Source organism: Paraburkholderia tropica (genome assembly GCF_014171495.1).
GTDB lineage: Bacteria > Pseudomonadota > Gammaproteobacteria > Burkholderiales > Burkholderiaceae > Paraburkholderia > Paraburkholderia tropica.
This window is the reverse complement of the sequence record NZ_CP049137.1, coordinates 462,643-479,784: the sequence shown is the minus strand read 5'-3', so window position 1 is coordinate 479,784 and position 17,142 is coordinate 462,643. Positions and strand designations below refer to the sequence as shown.

10 protein-coding genes are annotated in these 17,142 nt (G+C 66.3%); all 10 read right to left on the bottom strand.

From position 1 onward, the window contains the following. Positions 1 to 68: 68 nt before the first annotated feature. Entirely contained in the window at positions 69 to 3,284 is a 3,216-nt protein-coding gene (locus G5S35_RS32695; RefSeq protein WP_183040538.1) for an EAL domain-containing protein, read from the bottom strand. A gap of 225 nt (positions 3,285 to 3,509) precedes the next feature. Continuing rightward, positions 3,510 to 4,406 (bottom strand): alpha/beta fold hydrolase, encoded by an 897-nt coding sequence (locus G5S35_RS32690; RefSeq protein WP_237181929.1) that lies wholly within the window; start codon positions 4,404 to 4,406, stop codon positions 3,510 to 3,512. Then, positions 4,403 to 5,596, bottom strand: coding sequence for a glycosyltransferase family 9 protein (locus tag G5S35_RS32685; RefSeq protein ID WP_183040537.1), 1,194 nt, complete (start codon positions 5,594 to 5,596; stop codon positions 4,403 to 4,405). The genes G5S35_RS32690 and G5S35_RS32685 overlap by 4 nt, the downstream gene beginning before the upstream one ends. Beyond that, positions 5,593 to 7,716 (bottom strand): tetratricopeptide repeat-containing sulfotransferase family protein, encoded by a 2,124-nt coding sequence (locus G5S35_RS32680; protein WP_183040536.1) that lies wholly within the window; start codon positions 7,714 to 7,716, stop codon positions 5,593 to 5,595. Before G5S35_RS32680 ends, G5S35_RS32685 begins: the two co-directional genes overlap by 4 nt. Positions 7,717 to 7,842: 126 nt before the next feature. Further along, complete coding sequence (locus G5S35_RS32675) at positions 7,843 to 11,103, bottom strand: autotransporter domain-containing protein (protein WP_183040535.1); 3,261 nt, start codon at positions 11,101 to 11,103, stop codon at positions 7,843 to 7,845. A 496-nt stretch (positions 11,104 to 11,599) separates the two neighbouring features. Next, on the bottom strand, positions 11,600 to 12,661 hold the full coding sequence (locus G5S35_RS32670; protein ID WP_183040534.1) for a response regulator: 1,062 nt from the start codon (positions 12,659 to 12,661) through the stop codon (positions 11,600 to 11,602). A gap of 25 nt (positions 12,662 to 12,686) precedes the next feature. Beyond that, positions 12,687 to 13,091 (bottom strand): response regulator, encoded by a 405-nt coding sequence (locus tag G5S35_RS32665; protein WP_065057848.1) that lies wholly within the window; start codon positions 13,089 to 13,091, stop codon positions 12,687 to 12,689. A 7-nt stretch (positions 13,092 to 13,098) separates the two neighbouring features. Then, on the bottom strand, positions 13,099 to 14,436 hold the full coding sequence (locus tag G5S35_RS32660; RefSeq protein ID WP_074986557.1) for a sensor histidine kinase: 1,338 nt from the start codon (positions 14,434 to 14,436) through the stop codon (positions 13,099 to 13,101). 1 nt (position 14,437) lies between these two features. Beyond that, positions 14,438 to 15,844 carry a class I SAM-dependent methyltransferase gene (locus G5S35_RS32655; protein WP_065057850.1) on the bottom strand — a complete coding sequence of 469 codons (1,407 nt, stop codon included), beginning with the start codon at positions 15,842 to 15,844 and terminating at the stop codon, positions 14,438 to 14,440. A gap of 388 nt (positions 15,845 to 16,232) precedes the next feature. Next, the gene (locus G5S35_RS32650) at positions 16,233 to 17,141 is read right to left on the bottom strand and encodes a LysR family transcriptional regulator (RefSeq protein ID WP_074986556.1); all 909 of its coding nucleotides are present in this window, start codon (positions 17,139 to 17,141) and stop codon (positions 16,233 to 16,235) included. Position 17,142: the final 1 nt, after the last annotated feature.

The window sequence follows — 17,142 nt, the reverse complement described above, 5'->3', positions numbered from 1 at the left end:
TTTGCCTGCGCGGCGCTGATCGCCTCAGTCGCCCCAGTCGCTTCAGTCGCCCCAGTCGCTTCAGTCGTCTAAACCGCCTCGCCCATGCAGGTCTCGGCGCGTGCCTGTATCCACTGCAGCAGCGCGTCGTGCGGCAGCGGCTTCGCATACAGAAAGCCTTGCAACTCGTCGCAACCAATGCGGCGCAGCGCCTGGGCTTCGTGTTCCTGCTCCACGCCTTCGGCGACCACGCGCAATCCCAGTTCATGTCCGAGCCCGACGATCGCGCGGATGACGGCGAGATCGGCGGGCGCGTCGAGACGGCCGTTCACGAACGCGCGATCGATCTTGAGCCGGTCGAGCGGAAAACGCGGCAAATAACTGAGGCTCGAATAACCGGTGCCGAAGTCGTCGAGCGACAGCTTCACGCCCAGCGCGCGAATCTCGTTGACCACGCCCAGATAGCGGTCCACGCTTTCCATCAGCACGGTTTCGGTGATTTCGAGTTCGAGGCTGCCCGCATCGACGTCATGCGCGGCAAGGCTCGCGCGCAGCCGCTCGACGAGTTGCGCGTCGTCGCGCAACTGCACGACCGATAGATTGATCGACACGCGCATCGGCGGCAAGCCCGCCGCGCGGCACCGCGCGATCTGGCGGCAGGCTTCGTCGATCACCCACGCGCCGATCGGCACGATGAGCCGCGTTTCCTCCGCAATCGGAATGAATTGCGCGGGCGGCACGAGTCCCAGATGCGGATGCTGCCAGCGCAGCAGCGCTTCCACGCTCATCAGCTCGCCCGTTTCGGCGTGCACGCAGGGTTGATACGCGAGCCAGAGTTCGCCGCGCTCGACGGCGGTGCGCAAATGCGCATCCAGCTCCAGACGATGGCGCGTGCTCTCGGCCATTTCCTGCGAGAAGAACTTGACGAGATTGCGGCCGCCCGCTTTGGCGCGGTACATGGCGGCGTCGGCGTTCTGCATCAATGTTTCGATATCCTCACCATCGCCCGGATACAGCGCGATGCCGATGCTGCACGCCACCTGCAGGCTCATGCCGCCGAGCGTGTGCGGCTCGCGCATCAGCGGCAGCAGCCGTTCGTCGATCAGGTGGCCGACGTCGGCCGCGCTCGTCACGCCGCCAAGCAGCACGATGAATTCGTCGCCGCCGAGCCGGCTGACCGTGTCGCCCGCGCGCACCGATTGCAGCAGGCGTCGCGAGACCGAACGCAGCAGGCCGTCGCCCGCGTGATGGCCCAGCGTGTCGTTGATGTCCTTGAAGCGGTCGAGGTCGATGAAGAGCACGGCCAACTGTTCGCCGCTTTGCCGCGCCGTTTCGATGGCTGCGCCGAGGCGTCGCGTGAACAGCGCGCGATTGGGCAATTCGGTGAGCACGTCGTGCTCGGCGAGAAATTGAATGCGCGCGTCGCTCTTCTTGCGGTCGGTAATATCGATCAGCGTGCAGATGTAGTGCGAGACGCCGCCGTGCTTGTCGCGCACGGCGCTGATCATGAGCCACGCGGGATAGTCGCCGCCCGCGCGCCGCCGCACGACGGCTTCGCCGTTCCAGACGCTGGAGATGTCGACGAGCGCCGCGAGTTGTTCCATCAGCGGCGCGTCGCTGCCGCTCGCCACGATGAAGCGCGGCAGCATGCCGCTGATGTTCGCGGCGCGATAGCCGGTGGCGCGGTAGAACGAAGCGTTCGCGGTCAGCAGGCGGCGTTCGCTGTCGAGAATGAGGATGGCTTCGGATGAAGCCTCGAACACTTTCGCCCAGAGTTCGAGACGCTGCTCCATCAGCTTGATCTGATTGATCGGCGTGAAGGCGGTGAGCACCGCGTCGCGGCCCTGAAACTTGAGGCGGCGCGCCGAGAGCATCGCCCACGTGGGCTCCTCGCTCGCCATCCAGCGCACTTCGAATTCGTCGATGGCGTCGCGATCGGAAAGCTGCTGGAAAAAGCGTGCGCGCACCGCGGAATCGAGTCCGTAGGCCCACGGGTCGGAGGTGCGGCCATTGAGCCAGTAGAGCGCCGGATGATTGGCGTGCAGCACTTCGTGGCCGGGCACGGCCGTGACCATCATGGGCACCGGCGTGGCTTCCACGAGCGCGTGCTGCGCTTCCGACGCGCGCGCCGTGGCGGCGAGTTCCTTCTGCACGTCGCGCTCGTGATCGAGCTGCGCGAGCATGTCGTTGAAGCCGCTCACCAGCTGGCCGATTTCATCCTGACTGTGCCACGAGGCGCGCAGACGATGGTCGCCGGTGCGGCGCACGGTGTCCATCACGCGCGCGAGCTGGCGCAGCGGCCGCGAGATCTGCTGCGCGACCAGATAGACCATCGACAGAATGCCGCACAGCAGAAACAGCGCGGTGCCCAGATGCAGCCACATGCGCGAGAACAGCCCGCTCACGCGCGCGTGCAGCAGCGTGTCGAGTTCCGCGCCGGTGGCGCGCCACGCATCGCCCACGCTCGCGACGAGCGCGCGCTGGGCCGCGTCGGCGGCGTCGCGCGAGGCGTCGTCGGCGCCGTCGTGGGCCACGGCCACGCGCGCGGCGTCGCGATACGTTTCGAGCGCCGCGAGCAGGCGGGTGATCGGCGGATTCAGCGCGCGCTGGACATGTTCGTTGGCCGCGCCCGCTTCGGCGAAGTCGGAGCGCAGCCCTTGCGCCACGGCATCGAGCTGACCTTCGAGCACGAGATAGCGCGTGCTCAGTTCGCGCCGCCGCTGCGCATCGTTCGCGCCTTCGTGCAGACGATGGCCGATGCCGTCCACGGCGTCGAGCAGCGCGGGGTAGCGCAGGATCGACAGCGACATCGAGTAATAGCTGTCGAGGTCGGGGTCGAGAATCAGATTCGATTGATTGCCCACGCGCGTGATCAGATCGCGGCAGGCCGAGAGCGCGTCGTGCACGGCGCGCGAGTTGGCGGTCTCGGCGGCGATCGAGGTGTCGGGCACCTGCGTGAGCGCATCGAGCGCGGCGCGCACGCGCGCATTCAGCTCGCCGCTCTGCATGTTGGCGCCGTATTGCTGCTCGGCATTGGCGAGCGCGGCGGTGGTGCGCGCCACGCGCGACGCGTCGAGCGTACCGCCCGCGCCGCGCTGGGCGACGTCGATGATGGCGTCGCGCACGCTCGCGAGATAAGCATTGCCGACGATTTCCTTTTGCGAGAAATCGATCGACATGTATTTCTCGTGAATCAGGATGCTGCTGATATACACCACCGCGCTCAGATCGAGCAGATAGATCAGCAGCAATTTGCGGCCCACGCGCAAACGGCCCAGTAGTCGAAAAAACGGATTGTGTTTCATCGCTCGCGCCAAAATGACACCCTGTTTTACGCTACATTCTGTACTGAAAATCGACGTGCCCAATATTAGCGCGCGAGATTACGCGCCATTCTCTCTGTTTGACGGCAAGGTTGTGCGCGCACTTAAGTGCGCGGTTCGCGATTCCCCGCGTTGGGGTGTCCATGCCTCGACGTGGTGCGGCGACGCACTGCGGCGACGCACTGCGGCGGCGCGTGCGTTCCGGCTTTATTCGTTGCTTGATTCGCAGCGTGGCGCGATCTGCAATAGCATGGGCCACTGACGGCTCCAGTCGCCGTCGTGTTCCATGCCCGGCACCGTGCGCACGCTCACGCAGCGGCCGCCCGCCGCCGCCGCGAACCGGCGCGCGACTTCGGGCGTGACGATGCGGTCGGCGTCGCTGTCGAAGTGGATCTGCGCAATCGTGGCGACGCGCGCGGCGGCATCGACGGGATTGAGCGAATCCGGCATCGCGGAAACGCCGTGGGTGCGATTGATGTATTCGTCGTCGAGATTGCCCGCGACGGTGCGCAGCGTGGCGACGTCGTGGCGGCGCGCGGCGACCAGCACGGCAATCGCGCCGCCGCCGGAAAAGCCGATCAGATTCAGACGCTGGCCCGGCGCGCGCGCGGCGATCTGGCCCACGGCGTCGTTCATCGACGCGACTACCTCAGGCGCAAAACGTTTGCCGGTCCACCAGGGCACCGAGCAGCGCGGATTGAGCGCCATCGGCGTGAACTGGCAAGGGCGCGCGAGATAGGCCACGTTCGGGCCGGGATCGGCGGCGGCGAGCGCGAGGCCGGTTGCTTCGCGCGGCGTGGGATCGAGCGAGGGTTCGCTGCGCGAGAGCCACGCGAGGCCGTCGCCTTCGATATACACGTCGATCGGCTGGCCCGGCTGCGTGATGCGTGTCCATGCCGTGAGCACGAATTGCGGCGTGGCGATCTGCTCGCGCACCAGCGGAGCGGGGGCGGCGTGCGCGGCGAGTGCGTCGGCGTGCGCGTCGCGGTCGAGCGCCGCGCAACCGCTCAACTGCAAAGCCGCGCCGACGATCAGGCCGAAACTGCCGAATGCGCGCGACAGGTTCAAAAGCGGGAAGCGCCGCATGATGCTCGTGAAGTTCATGGTGTGGCGCGCCTCGGCGTCTTCGCCGCAAGGCGCTTGAGATCGCTGGCGAGCGCGCGCGTGACGCTGTCCCAGTCGCCGCGCTGCGGCTGGCGATAGAGCTTCATCGACGGATACCACGGGCTGTCGTCGCGGCCGAGCAGCCAGCGCCAGTCGGGCACGAACGGCAGCATTACCCAGACCGGCCGCCCGAGCGCGCCCGCCAGATGCACCGGCGACGAATCGACGGAAATCAGCAGGTCGGCGACTTCGAGAATCGCGGCCGTGTCCTCGAAATCGCGAATCTCGTCGCTCAGCGATAAAAGCGACATGCCCGCGGGCGGCTCGTTCGCCTGCGCTTCGGCGGGGCCTTTCTGGATCGAGACGAAGCTCGCGCCCGTGGCCGCGAGCGGCGCGAGGCGGGCGAGCGCCATCGAACGGTTCGCGTCGTTGCCGTGCGTCGGACGACCGGCCCAGACGAGCGCGACGAGCGGACGCGGCAGATGGGCGAGGCGCGCGCGCCAGTGCTCGACGCGTTGCGGATCGGCACTCAGATAGGGCACCTGGCCGGGCAGGTCGGTCAGCTTGAGCTGCATCGCCATCGGCAGGCTCATCATTTCGCAATGCTGATCGAAGGCGGGCGGCAGTTCGCCGCGCACGACGAGTTCGTCGTAGCCGCCGAGGCGGCGTGCGAGCGGCAGCGCTTCGGCGTTCACTTCGAGCACCACGCGCGCGCCGCTGCGCGCCTTCGCCCACGGCACCATGCGCATGAACTGGAAGGTGTCGCCGTAGCCCTGTTCATCGTGAATCAGCAGCGTTTTGCCGGTGAGTCGCTGGCCTTCCCAGCGCGGCATCTGCACCTTGCGCTCGTATTGCGTCGTGTGCGCGAGGCTGTAGCGATAGCGATATTCGCGCCAGCCGCGTTCGAATTCGCCGAGCAGCAGCAGCGTTTCCGCGAGATCGAAACGTATCGGGTAATCGCCGGGCAGATTCGCGACCAGCATTTCCTGGATCGCGCGCGTGCCCGCGAGTTTGCCTTGCGGACGCAGCGCGGCGGCCATCAGGCGCCACAGGCGCAGCGGTCCGGTGCCCGACGCGAGCGAGGGCGCGAGCAGCGCTTCCGCTTCGTCGAAACGCCCCGCGTTGAGCAGGTTTTGCGCCGAGCGTTCGAGGGCCGCGAGCGCGGCGGGATCGATTTGGCCTGCGCTCATGCTGCGTCTCCGTGCGACGTGACGCCCGCGGCGGCCAGCGCGGCAAGCAGGGGTTGCAGATGCGCGGCGTAAGCGCGCCCGCGGCCTTTCGACGTGGCGTAGAGCGGCCGGCGCACCTGGTTGACGCTCGCGGTGCGCACCACGCGCGGATTCGCGTGGAAGTCGAGGCAGGCGTCGTCCCACGCCAGACCGAGGAAGTCGATCAGGCGGCGAGCCTGAGCTTCGAGATCGTCGATCACGTCTTCGTAATCGACTTCGATGAAGCGGTCGGCGGGCAGCGTTTCGCGCCACTGCGCCATGAGGCGCGCGTAGTCGCCGTAGAACGCGCCGAGTTCGCCCTGATCGTAGGCGAAGCGCTGATCGCCCGCGAACAGTTGCGTGTAGCACGACAGGCAGGTGTCGACGGGATCGCGCCGCACGTGCACGATGCGTGCGCGCGGCAGGATGTGCGGAATGAGCGCGGCGTAGAAAAAGTTCGCGGGCATCTTGTCGACGAGGCGCGTGATGGCTGCGTGGGCCGAGCCGGCTTGCACGAGCGGTTCGACGCGCGCCAGATAGTCGTTGCCGATGCGCGCGAGTTGCGCGGCGTCGAGTATGGCGGCGCTCGCGGGCCAGGCGCCGCGCGCTTCGACGGCGCGCCGCAGCGCGGACAGTTCGCCCGCACCCGCGACCTGCGGATGCGAGGACAGAATCTGCTCGATCAGCGTGGTGCCGGAGCGCGGCATGCCGATCACGAAGACGGGCAGTTCCGACACGGGCGAGTGCGTGCCATCGAAGTGCGCATTGGCGCAGGCTTCGCCGATCCGCGTCATCCACGCATGAGTGGCCGCCGGATCGTAGACGAGGCTCGCGCGCTTGAGGCGGTTGCCCGCGTCGAAATGCGCGAAGGCGCGCGCGTTTTCGCGGAGTTCGAGCCAGGCTTTGCCGAGTGCGAAACGCGCGAGGATCCGCTCGGGGCGCGCGCGTTGCGCGCCGTCGGCGATGAAGGCTTCGAGCCGGGCGATGTCCGGGTCGTCGGCGCGGGTGGTGCGGCGCGCCTCCATGCGGCTTGCGCGCGCATGCACCGAGTCGGGAAACGCGGCGAGCGTCTGCTCCCAGGCCGCGAGTGCGTCGTCGGTGCGGCCCGCTTCGTTCAGCAGCGCGGCGCGGCCGAGCAGCGCCCGCTCGCGCTGCGCGCCGGGCAGCGCCGCCGCGCGTGCGTAGGCGTCGAGCGCGGGCGCGGTCTGGCCGAGCGACTGCAGCACGAGCGCGAGCGTGTAATGCGCGTCCGCGTGTTGCGGCGCCAGCGCAAGCGCCTCGCGCGCGACCACGAGCGCTTCGTCGTGCCGCTCGAACTGGCGCAGCACCTTGGCGCGCGCGATTAGCGCGCCCGGATGGCGCGGCGCGAACGCGGCCAGCATGTCGAGCGCGCGCAGCGCGGCGGCGGCGTCGAGGCGCGCGCTTTCGACATCGGCGAGATTGAGGTAGGCGTCGATCAGACGCGGGTCGAGATCGATCGCGAGACGGGCTTCGCTGGCCGCCTCGTCGAGACGTCCCTGGGTCGAGAGCAGGAACGCGAGATTGCTGTGTGCCGACGCGAACGACGGCTTGCAGACGAGCGCTTCGCGGTAGCAGGCTTCGGCGAGATCGAAGCGGGCCAGCCTGCGCCAGGTGTTGCCGAGATTGTTGTGGGCGTCGGCCGAGTCGGGCTGGAGCGCGACCACGCGCTCGAGACAGCGCCGGCTCTCGTCGAACTGGCCCGTTTCCTGCAACACGATGCCGAGATTGTTCCAGGCCGCGACCAGTTCGCCGTCGAGCGCGACGGCGCGGCGCGCGGCTGCTTCGGCTTCGACGAGCCGGCCGCGCTGGCGGCACATTTCCGCGAGATTCGCGTGGCAGACCGCGTTCGCCTGCGGCGCGCGGCAGGCGCCTTGCAGATGTTCGATCGCGAGGTCGAGATTGCCGTAGGCATGCGCCATGAGGCCCAGCAGATGCAACGCATCGGATTGCCCCGGCGACACGGCCAGCACGCGCTGGCAGAGCTGTTCGGCCTGAGCGGCTTGCCCCGCGTTCCAGTGGGCGTAGGCGCGCGTGAGCGCTTCGGCGAAAGTCAGGGTCGGAGAAGCGTTGGAATCCGGCATGCGGTGTTCGAATTCGTGGCCCAGCGGGCCGGGTTGAAACTTGCGCTCCGCCTGCCGCGCCCCGTGTGGGCGGCGCGGCAGGCGGACCGTGCGGCTTCCGTTACATCAGAAGCTCATGAGGCGACATCAGAAACGCTGTTGCAGACGCAGGATGCCGGTGTTCGACACGAACCCGGAACCCGCCTGCAACTCGTAACGCGCCGACACGCTCATGTTGTTCGCGCGCACGAGGGTCACGCCGATCGACACATCGGCGAGATTCGACAGCGGCGTGGCGGCGAGCGTCGTGAACGCGGTGGCGCCCGTCGGGTCGGCGGCGAAGCTCGCGCTGGTCGTCTGACGCGTGCGATTGTAGTCGTGAACCCACTGCACGCGCAGTTCGGGCACGAGTTCGCCGTACGACGTGCCGAACGACTTCTCGAGCTTCGCGCCCAGCGCGCTGCGCACGGAGCTCGAATGCTCGCCGCCGATCGTCAGCGCCGCACCGTTGCCGCCTGTTTCAGTGTAGCCCGCTTCGTTCAGGTAGCTGTACGTGAGGCTCGCGAGCGGCGTGAGCGTCATGCCCGCGACCGCGAGCGGCCAGCCGGTTTCCGCGCGCGCCACGTATTGCTGGCCGCTGAAGCTGCCGTTGGCGACGCCGCTGTAGCCCGTCATCGTCACGGCGCGCGTGGTGTCGAAGTGCTGGAGCGTGGCGGCGCCGGAAAGGTTCACGTACCACGGCGAACCGGTGTAGCTCGCATAGCCGATCAGGCCGTAGGCGTTGACATCGGCGCTGTCGCCCGACTCGCTGCCGGTGAAGTTGATCGCCGTGTGCGAGTAGTCGAACGCGCCGCCCGCGCGCCAGTTGTCGCCGAAGTTGCGGTCGGCGCCGAGCAGCAGGCCGCCGTAGTTCGCGCTGTAGCCGTCGGTGTTGTCGCGCTCGCCCTGGCTCGCGTGGCCGCCGAATGCCTGGCCCCAGGCGGTCCAGTGCGTGGGGCTGTCGCCGGTCGAAAGGCCGGTGGCGCCCGACGAGTGCGCGATACGCAGCGCGTCGATGTGCGCGCCCACCACGCCGACCGCGTCGAGCGTGGCTGCCGAACCCGCGTACTGCGTCTGCAGCGGTCCGAGCTGCTTGCCGATCTGATTGGCCGCGCCGCTCGAACCGGAGGCGAGCGAAGCGAGCGTCGCGTCGTACAGATTCAGCAGCGCGGCGTTGCTCACGCCGGTATAGCCGAGCAGGCCCGAGATTGCGTGCGAGGCGTTGGGCTGCGTCGCGACCTTGGTGTAGTCGGTGGTCGACGTGCTGGACGAGCCGCTGCCGCTCGATGAACCGCTGCCGCTTGACGAACTGCCGCCGCTCGACGAACCGTCGCCGCTCGACGTGGTAGTGCCCACGCTGTCGACCGTCACGACGAGGTCGGTGTGGCCGTTGGTGGTGGTCACCGAGGTGCCGGTCAGCGTGGCGGTGACGCCCGCGATCGAGTAGGTCAGCGTGCCTTCGTTATAGGTGCCGGTGCCGGTGGCGTCGACCACCACGAAGCGCTGGCCCGCGACGAAGCTGTAGCCGCCCGTCGTGCTCTTGAGCTCGACCGACGAACCCGAGGCGATGGTGGCGTTGCCCGAGACGACGAGACGGCCATAGCCGGTGTCGGTGAGGCTGCCGGTGGCGGTCGCGCCGCTCGTCACGCCGATCAGCAGCGTGGCCGCCTGACCTTGCGAGTAGTTGCCGGTGATGGTCGTGACGCTGTCGACTTCGAGCGTCGCGCTGTTGTTGTACACCGTGTTGGTGCCGACGTTGACCGTGTCGTTGAGCAGCAGGTTGCCCGAGTCGAACACGAGATCCGACGCGGTGCTCGTGATCGTGCCGGCCGCGCCGTTGTAGCCCGTCAGCGTGCCGAAGATCGTGCCGGCGCCGCCGCTGATCGTGAGCGCGGTGCTCGACCCGTTGTTGATGTTGCCGGCGATGACGCCCGAGTTCACGATCGAACCGATCGAGGCGGCGTTCGAGATCGCGTAGATGCTGCCCGTGATCGTGCCGCTGTTGGAGAGCGTGCCGATCGTGCCGTCGTTGTAGAAGGCGGCGGCCGCGCTCACGAGGCCCGTATTGTCGATCGAGCCAATCGTGCCGTAGTTGATGAGGGCGTTGTTGGTGCCCGTGATCGTGCCGCTGTTCACCAGCGCCGTGATCGAGCCGTTCGGCATGTTGTCGATGCCGCTGCTGGTGCCGGAGATCGTGCCGGCGTTGTCGAGCGAGCCGATGGTGCCGATGTTGTAGACGCCGTATAGGCCGGCGGAGATCGTGCCGTCGTTATCGAGCGTGTCGAGCGTGCCTTGATTGTCGACGCCGAATGTGGTGCCGCTGATCAGCGCCGTATTGCTGATCGAGTCGAGCGTGGCGCCGGTGCCGTTGATGACGGCGACGCTGCCGGAGATCGTGCCGCTATTGGTGATCGTGCCGATCGTGCCGAGGTTGTTGACGCCGTACTCGCTGCCGCTGATCAGCGCGGTGTTGGTGATCGAATCGATCGTGGCGCCGCTCAGATTGCCGATTGCCGAATAGCCGGAGACCGTGCCGTTGTTCTCGATGGTGCCGATCGAGCCGGCATTGTAGATGCCGTAGATGGTGTTGACGCCGGTGGTCGTGCCGGCAATGGTGCCGCTGTTCTCGATGGTGCCGATCGTGCTCGTGACCGTGCCATTGTAGATGCCGTACAGCGCGCCTTCCATCAGCCCCGTGTTGTTGATCCAGCCGATGGTGCCGGGGGTGTTGTCGATGGCGGCGAAGGTCGTGCCGTTAATCGTGCCGGCGTTGGTGATCGTATCGATCGTGCCGGTATTGCGGATGCCGGTGTTATGCGCGTTGATCTGCGCGCCGGCCTCGTTCTCGATCGTGGTGATCGAGCCGAGCACGTTGTAAATGCCCGAGTTGTTGTTGGCGGTGATGATCGACTGATTGTCGATCGCGCCGATGGTGCCGGAGCTGTACACCCCATAGTTGCCCGAGAGCGTACCGGCGTTGACGAGCGAGGCGATCGAGCTGCCCGCATCGTTTTTGATCGCGTACAACGCGCCGGTGATCGTGCCGTTGTTGGTGAGCGCGCCAATGCTGCCGTTGGTTTCGATGCCGGTGGAGGTGCCGCTTACCGTCGTGTTCGAGTCGACCGTCGCGTCGCCCGTGGTATAGGTCTCGCCCACGGGCGTGACCGCGTACGCGCCAGTCGGCGTCATGATGGTCAGCGCCGAGACCGCGAGCGACAGCGCGCTGAGCGCCGGACGCCACACGCTGGCTGCCGCACGCGTCGTCGTGCCGACCGACACGGAGCGCGGCCCCTGTCGTTTTGCGAGTTCCGATACCGCTTGCCACGTCCCCTGGCTCGCATTCCAGACTACGTTGTATGCCTGATTCATTGTTCGATTTCCCCGTCTTTTTCCATTGCGCTCGTTCCGGGCGTGACGAAAACGACCGAAGCGAGGCGGAACTGGTCTCCGATCCGCCAGCGGGTTTATCGGCGTTAAGAATCAGAAATTAAGTATTAACTTAGTCGAAATACTGCGGTTTTCATTTCGTAATCTTACGCAAAGGTTTGCGCGCGTTACTTTAAAAAGGGGCGGGATGATTTTGGCGGATGAGTCGCTCTGAGCCTGGTGTGGCGGGCGTGAGCGGGATTTGATGGGGGCGAGGTAAGGCAGAAGAAAATCGCGGATAGAAATCCGCTGGTTAAACGTTTGCGCGAATTTCTGAGAGGAGAATTGTTACCGATTTACCTCGCGGTTAATTCGGCGAATATCGGCGAAAAATGAGGGTTTTTAAAAAAACCGGGTATCGGTCGGGGAAATCAAACGACGGGCGATGAAGGCAAGCACAGCGCCATTGCAGCGCGTGCTCGCCATGCTCGACATGCGCTTAAACCCGCGCCGTTTCCCTCATCTGCTCGAAGGCGCGTTCCGAAAACCGCTCGATCCACACCGCCAGGCGATCGGCGGCAAAACCTTCGTTGCGCGCGGCGGCGCGGCAGAGAATCGTGTCCGCGTCGCGGCCGAACTGCAGCGCGCCGCCCGCTTCCTCGAGCCACAGCAGGCAGGCGAGCCACGCAGCATGGGGCGCCGAGACAGCCTGCCCAACCGGTCGCGTAAGAAACTCGCTCAACGTCTGCGGCGCGGTCCAGACCAGCGCGTCGCCGCTGCCGCGCACGGCGTCGCCGAGTGCGTCGGCGAACACCGTCAGCGCGTCGGCCGCGCCGCGTTCCGGATGTTGAGCGTGTTGCGCGCGCAGCGCCGCGAGGTGCGTGGCGACCGCGTGACCGAAGCGGCCGCTGTCCTCGCTTTCGGCGCGCACGAGATCGGCGTAATCCATGCGCTGCCAATCCGGCTCCACGTTGTGCGTGCCCGCGAGATCGGCGCCTGCCAGATAGGTTTCCACCGGCTGAAAGCGTCCCGGGCCGATCAGGCTCGCGCACAGCGTCTGCACGATGCCGAGCCGCGTGGCCACGGTCTGCGTCTGCATCACGCCGAGCTTTTCGCGCACGAGCTGGTCGCGCTCCTTGCGCAGCCCCGCGAGTTCGAGCGCCTGTTTCATCTCCATGCGCAGCGCGGCGATGTCCCACGGCTTCTTGATGTAGCGATGAATCTGCCCTTGATTGACGGCCTCGACGGTCTGGTCTAGTTCCGAATACGCCGTCGTCAGGATGCGCACGATGTGCGGATAACGCTCGCGCGCATAGCGCAGCAATTCATTGCCCTGTTCGCCCGGCATGCGCTGATCGGAGACCAGCACGGCGAGGCTGGCGGCGTGCGCGTCGAGCCGCGCCTTGCCTTCCTGCACCGAGCCGGCCGTCGCCACCGGCGCGATCGCACCGATCGCGCGCTCGAAATATTTGACCGCGGTCGCTTCGTCGTCGACGAACAGAATTGCCGGCGGTGGCGGCGTCGGCGTTGGCGTCATCGGGCTGGCCATCGTGTCGCTCATGAGTTACTCCTGTGCATTCGATTCTTTAATTGGGGGCCGACGGCGGGCGCGCCGTGGCGGCAGCCAGCACCTCGCGGACCATGCTCACGCTGAGCGGCTTCTCGAGAATGCGGAACACGTCGCCGGACGCGAGCGCGTCGAGCAGCGCGTCCTTGTCGGCAAAGGCGGTCACGAGTATCCGCACGATCTGCGGATAGGCCTGCGCAATCTGCCGCAGCAGCGCGTCGCCGTGACGGCCCGGCATGCGGAAGTCGGTGACGAGCACCGAGACGCGCGCGCCTTCGCGGCTCAGGAGCGCGAGAGCCTCGTCGGCGCTTTCGGCGAGCAGCACCTCGTAGGCGTTGCCCGCCGAGCGCGCGAAATATTTGCGGGCCAGTTCTTCGTCGTCGACATAGACGACGGTTGGCCGGACTTGCTGGGTGTCGCTCATGTCGGCCTCACTCCACACGGGGCAAATCGAAATTGAACGCGGTCCACTCGCCCAGCTGGCTCTCCGCGAACAGCGTGCCGCCGTGGCGCTCGATCACCGCATAGCTGATAGACAGACCAAGGCCGAGACCCTGGCCGACTTCGCGCGTCGTGAAGAACGGTTCGAACACGCGCGCGAGATGCTCGGCGGCGATGCCCGGGCCGTTGTCGCGCACGTTCACGTGCAGCCGCTCCTCGCGCCAGTGCGCGCTCACGTGGATCTGCGGGGATGCGGTGCCGGCCTTGTGCATGGCCAGCGCCGCGTTGGAAAAGAGATTGATGAGCACGCCGATGATGGCGGCTTCGTCGCCGAGCACGAGCGTGTCGGCGGGCAACTCGCGCGTGAGCGTCACGCCGCGCAGTTCGTGCGCGCTGAGCCGGATCGACGAATCGAGCGCCTTCTCGAACAGGAAGGGCACGTCGTCGGCCGCCGCGCCGGGCTTGCGGTACGCGAAGGTCTTGAGGTCGGAGACGATGTGCTGGATGCGGTGCATGCCCTGCTTCACGTCCGTCAGGCATTCCTGCAGCGATGCGCTGTGCTTGACCTCCGGCTCCTCCATGGCGATCTCGATCGCCATCAAGCAGAAGTTCACGGGGTTGTTGACTTCGTGAAGCAGCCCCGCCGACAAGGTGCCGATCGCGGCCATCTTCTCCTGCTGCAACAACTGGCCCTTGATCTGCGCGAGATTCTCGTTGGTGCGCGCGAGCTGGTCGTTCTTGTGCGCGACTTCGTCCTTGAGGCGAAAGAGCTGGAAGCGGCCCTTCTCGTTGAAGTACGTGTAGATGGAGCTGGCGAGCGCGCAGAAGAAAATGATGATGAGCTGGAACTCGAACTTGCTCGCGTCCTGAATGCCGCCCGGATGCGCGGCGCAGGCGATGAAATAGAGCGTGACCGTGGCGAACCCGAACGCGAGCGTCTGCCACGCGCCCGAGGGAAACAGGATGCCCACCGCGAAGATGGTCAGCATGAGTCCGGCGTAGAACAGCGAGCCTTCGCCGAGCGTGGCGTAGATCATCCACGAAATCATGACCTGCGGCAGCAGCAGCCAGCAGAAGGTGATGATCTGCACGTGCCGCCGCCCCGTCTGCGTGTAGAGCGAGAGCAGGGCGACGCCGATCGCCGCGCTGGTCGCCATGCGCACGAGCGCGAAGGTCTTCTGCTGATCCGGATACACGACGTAGTCCAGCGCCATGCCCATCAGCACGAGCGCGATCACCGTCAGGCCGCCCGCCTTGCTGCACAGCAGCCGGTAGTCGCGCAGCTCTTCACGATAGGTCGATCGCAGCCCCACCAGAGAGGACGTCATGTCAGGCGGCGGGCGGCAGGCCGATCACGACTTCGGCGAACACGTTCACGCCGGTCGGGTCGGTGTAAAGGCGCGGCTCGTGGCTGTGCTCCGGCATGATGGCGCGCATCTGGGCTTCATTCCGGTAGATCAGATACCACTCGAGCACGTGCTCCATGCTCAGGCGCTCGGGGTTGTCGGCGTGCACGTTGGTGACGAGCAGACGGCCGCCCGCACGCGTGCGGCTCGCGAAATACTGATTCAGGCGCGCGCAGACCTTGTCCGAGAGATAGTCGAACAGCCCGGCGCAATAGACCGCGTCGAAAATGCGCGCGTCGGGCGCGTGCTCGTCCATGCGGCGCTTGAGCAGATGATGCACCGAGTCGTGCGTGTAGCTGATCATCATGGGCTTGCCCGACGATTGCGCGAGCGCGCCGAGGCGGTTGCGCGTCCAGTCGAGCGTTTCCTGGCTGAAGTCGAGCAGCTCGAAAGTCAGCCATTGCGGCTCGTCGTATTCCTGAATGAAGCGCTGGATTTCCTGCGCGGGGCCGCAGCCCACGTTCAGCACGCGGAACGGCCGCTGCGCGGCGCGCGCCGCGTTGGCGAGACGCGTGAGGTAATCGACCAGCAGGTCGATGCGGTTGCGATGCGCGCGCGCCACGGCCGTTTGCAGGAAGGCCGCGTTGACGATCTGGAAATACGTGCTCGGACCCTGGCGCGGATCGTCGAGCATCTGGTTGACCATCTGATAGTCGCCCGCGTAACCGAGCGGCTTCGTGAAGGTGCGGAACACGAAGGGCGAGCGCAGCAGCAGCGGATGGAGCGCGGCCTGGGCGAAGGCGCGATGCGCGGGCGCGAGTTCTTCGTCCACGAGGCGCGCTTCGCCTTCGAATTCGTCGAAATAGACCTTGGTACGCTGCATCAGCGGCGAGGCGAGTTCGAGGAAGAAGTCCTCGCGCAGGCTCTTGCCTTCTTTGGGCAGCGTGTCGGCGAGATCGGCCTGCTCGACCCAGCGCGACATGTCGGTGAGGAACGCGCGCAACTGGTTGACGGCGATCTGATAGTCGCGGCGGATCTGGAAACGCTCGGCCCATTCGTGCGCGAAGCGGCGCGCTTCCTCGCCCACCGCGCGCGCTTCGAGCACGCCGCCGCTCAGTTCGCGCCACTCGTCGATCAGCGTGACCGAGACGATCGCGGTCAGCCCGGTATTGACCATGCTGATGACGACCGCCTTGCCCGAATAAGCGTGCTCCGTACCCATCTTGACCGACAGCTCGCTCAGCACCTCGCTGACCTGAACAATCGAGTACGGGTTATAGACCTCCATCACCAGGGACTTGCGCTGGAGATTGATGATCGTGCCCCGCACCAGCTCGCCCTGCGAGTTGCGGAAGCTCACTACCGGATCGATTTGTGTTTTGGAATACACGGTATTGCGGCTAGGTAAGTACCACAAGAAATGGATCTGGGCGCGCGCGAAACCCGGGATGCACCGAGGCGCCAATGCGGCCCGCCGGCCCGCCGCACCGGATTGGCGCGACGGCTATGCCTTTGACTTATCCGCGGCACATCGCGACGGCCCCGCGGGCATTGGCCCGACTCCGCTCGCTTCCTGGTCCTGAATGGGCTCATGCATGACGCCCCGAAAGCGGGCCGGCATGCTCACCCGATATGCACTTCGCAAGCCGTTTCGAAACGAAAACGAACCGGCGCGTTTGCAGCATTCTACTGATAAAAAAGGATTGCTGTCGTCTCGCGCGAGCGCGATGGAAGGCCCGCGCGAACGCGTCCGGATGCCGGTGCGATCAACGCGTTCGTCAACGCATCAGTCGCGACGCCTGCCAGTTCGACTCGCGCGCGAATTCGACGAATGAGTTCAGGTAATCGAGCGCCGCGTCGCCTTCGCGCGTGCCCAGAAAAATCTGCTTGGCGATGCCCTGTTTGCCGAGCTTCACGATGGCGAGCGGCATGCGATCGGCGTATTCCTCCGCGAGCCACTTCGGCAGCGCCGCCACGCCGCGCCGGCTCGCGACCATCTGCAACATGATGTCGGTGGTTTCGATGGTCTTGTGACGGCGCGGCATGATGCCGGCCGGGCGCAGGAACTGGTTGTAGATGTCGAGCCGGTCGGTTTCCACGGGGTAGGTGATGAGCGTTTCGTCGACGAGCTGTTCGGGCTTGATGTAGCGCTCGGCCGCCAGACGATGGCTTTCGGCGACCACCAGCACCTGCTCGTAATCGAACACCGGTTCGAAGCGCAGGCCGGGGCGGTTCAGCGGATCGGGCGTGACCAGCACGTCGATATCGAAACCGATCAGCGCGCCAATGCCGCCGAACTGGAAGCGCTGCTTCACGTCCACGTCCACGTCGGGCCAGCGCGCGAGATACGGCGACACCACCTTGAGCAGCCACTGATAGCACGGCGCGCATTCCATGCCGATGCGCAGCGTGCCGCGCTCGCCCGCCGCGAACTGCATCATGCGCGCCTCGGCGGTTTCGAATTGCGGCAGCAGACGTTCCGCGAGCGACAGCAGATACTGCCCGGCCTGGGTCAGCCGCAGGCTGCGGCCCTCGCGGTCCCAGATCGGCGTGCCGAGTTGCTGCTCGATCTTCTTGACCGTATGGCTCAGCGCCGATTGCGTGAGAAACAGCGCTTGCGCGGCGGCGGTGAGCGAGCCCTGGCGGGCCACTTCGCGGACGATGACGAGATGAACGCGTTCGAGCATG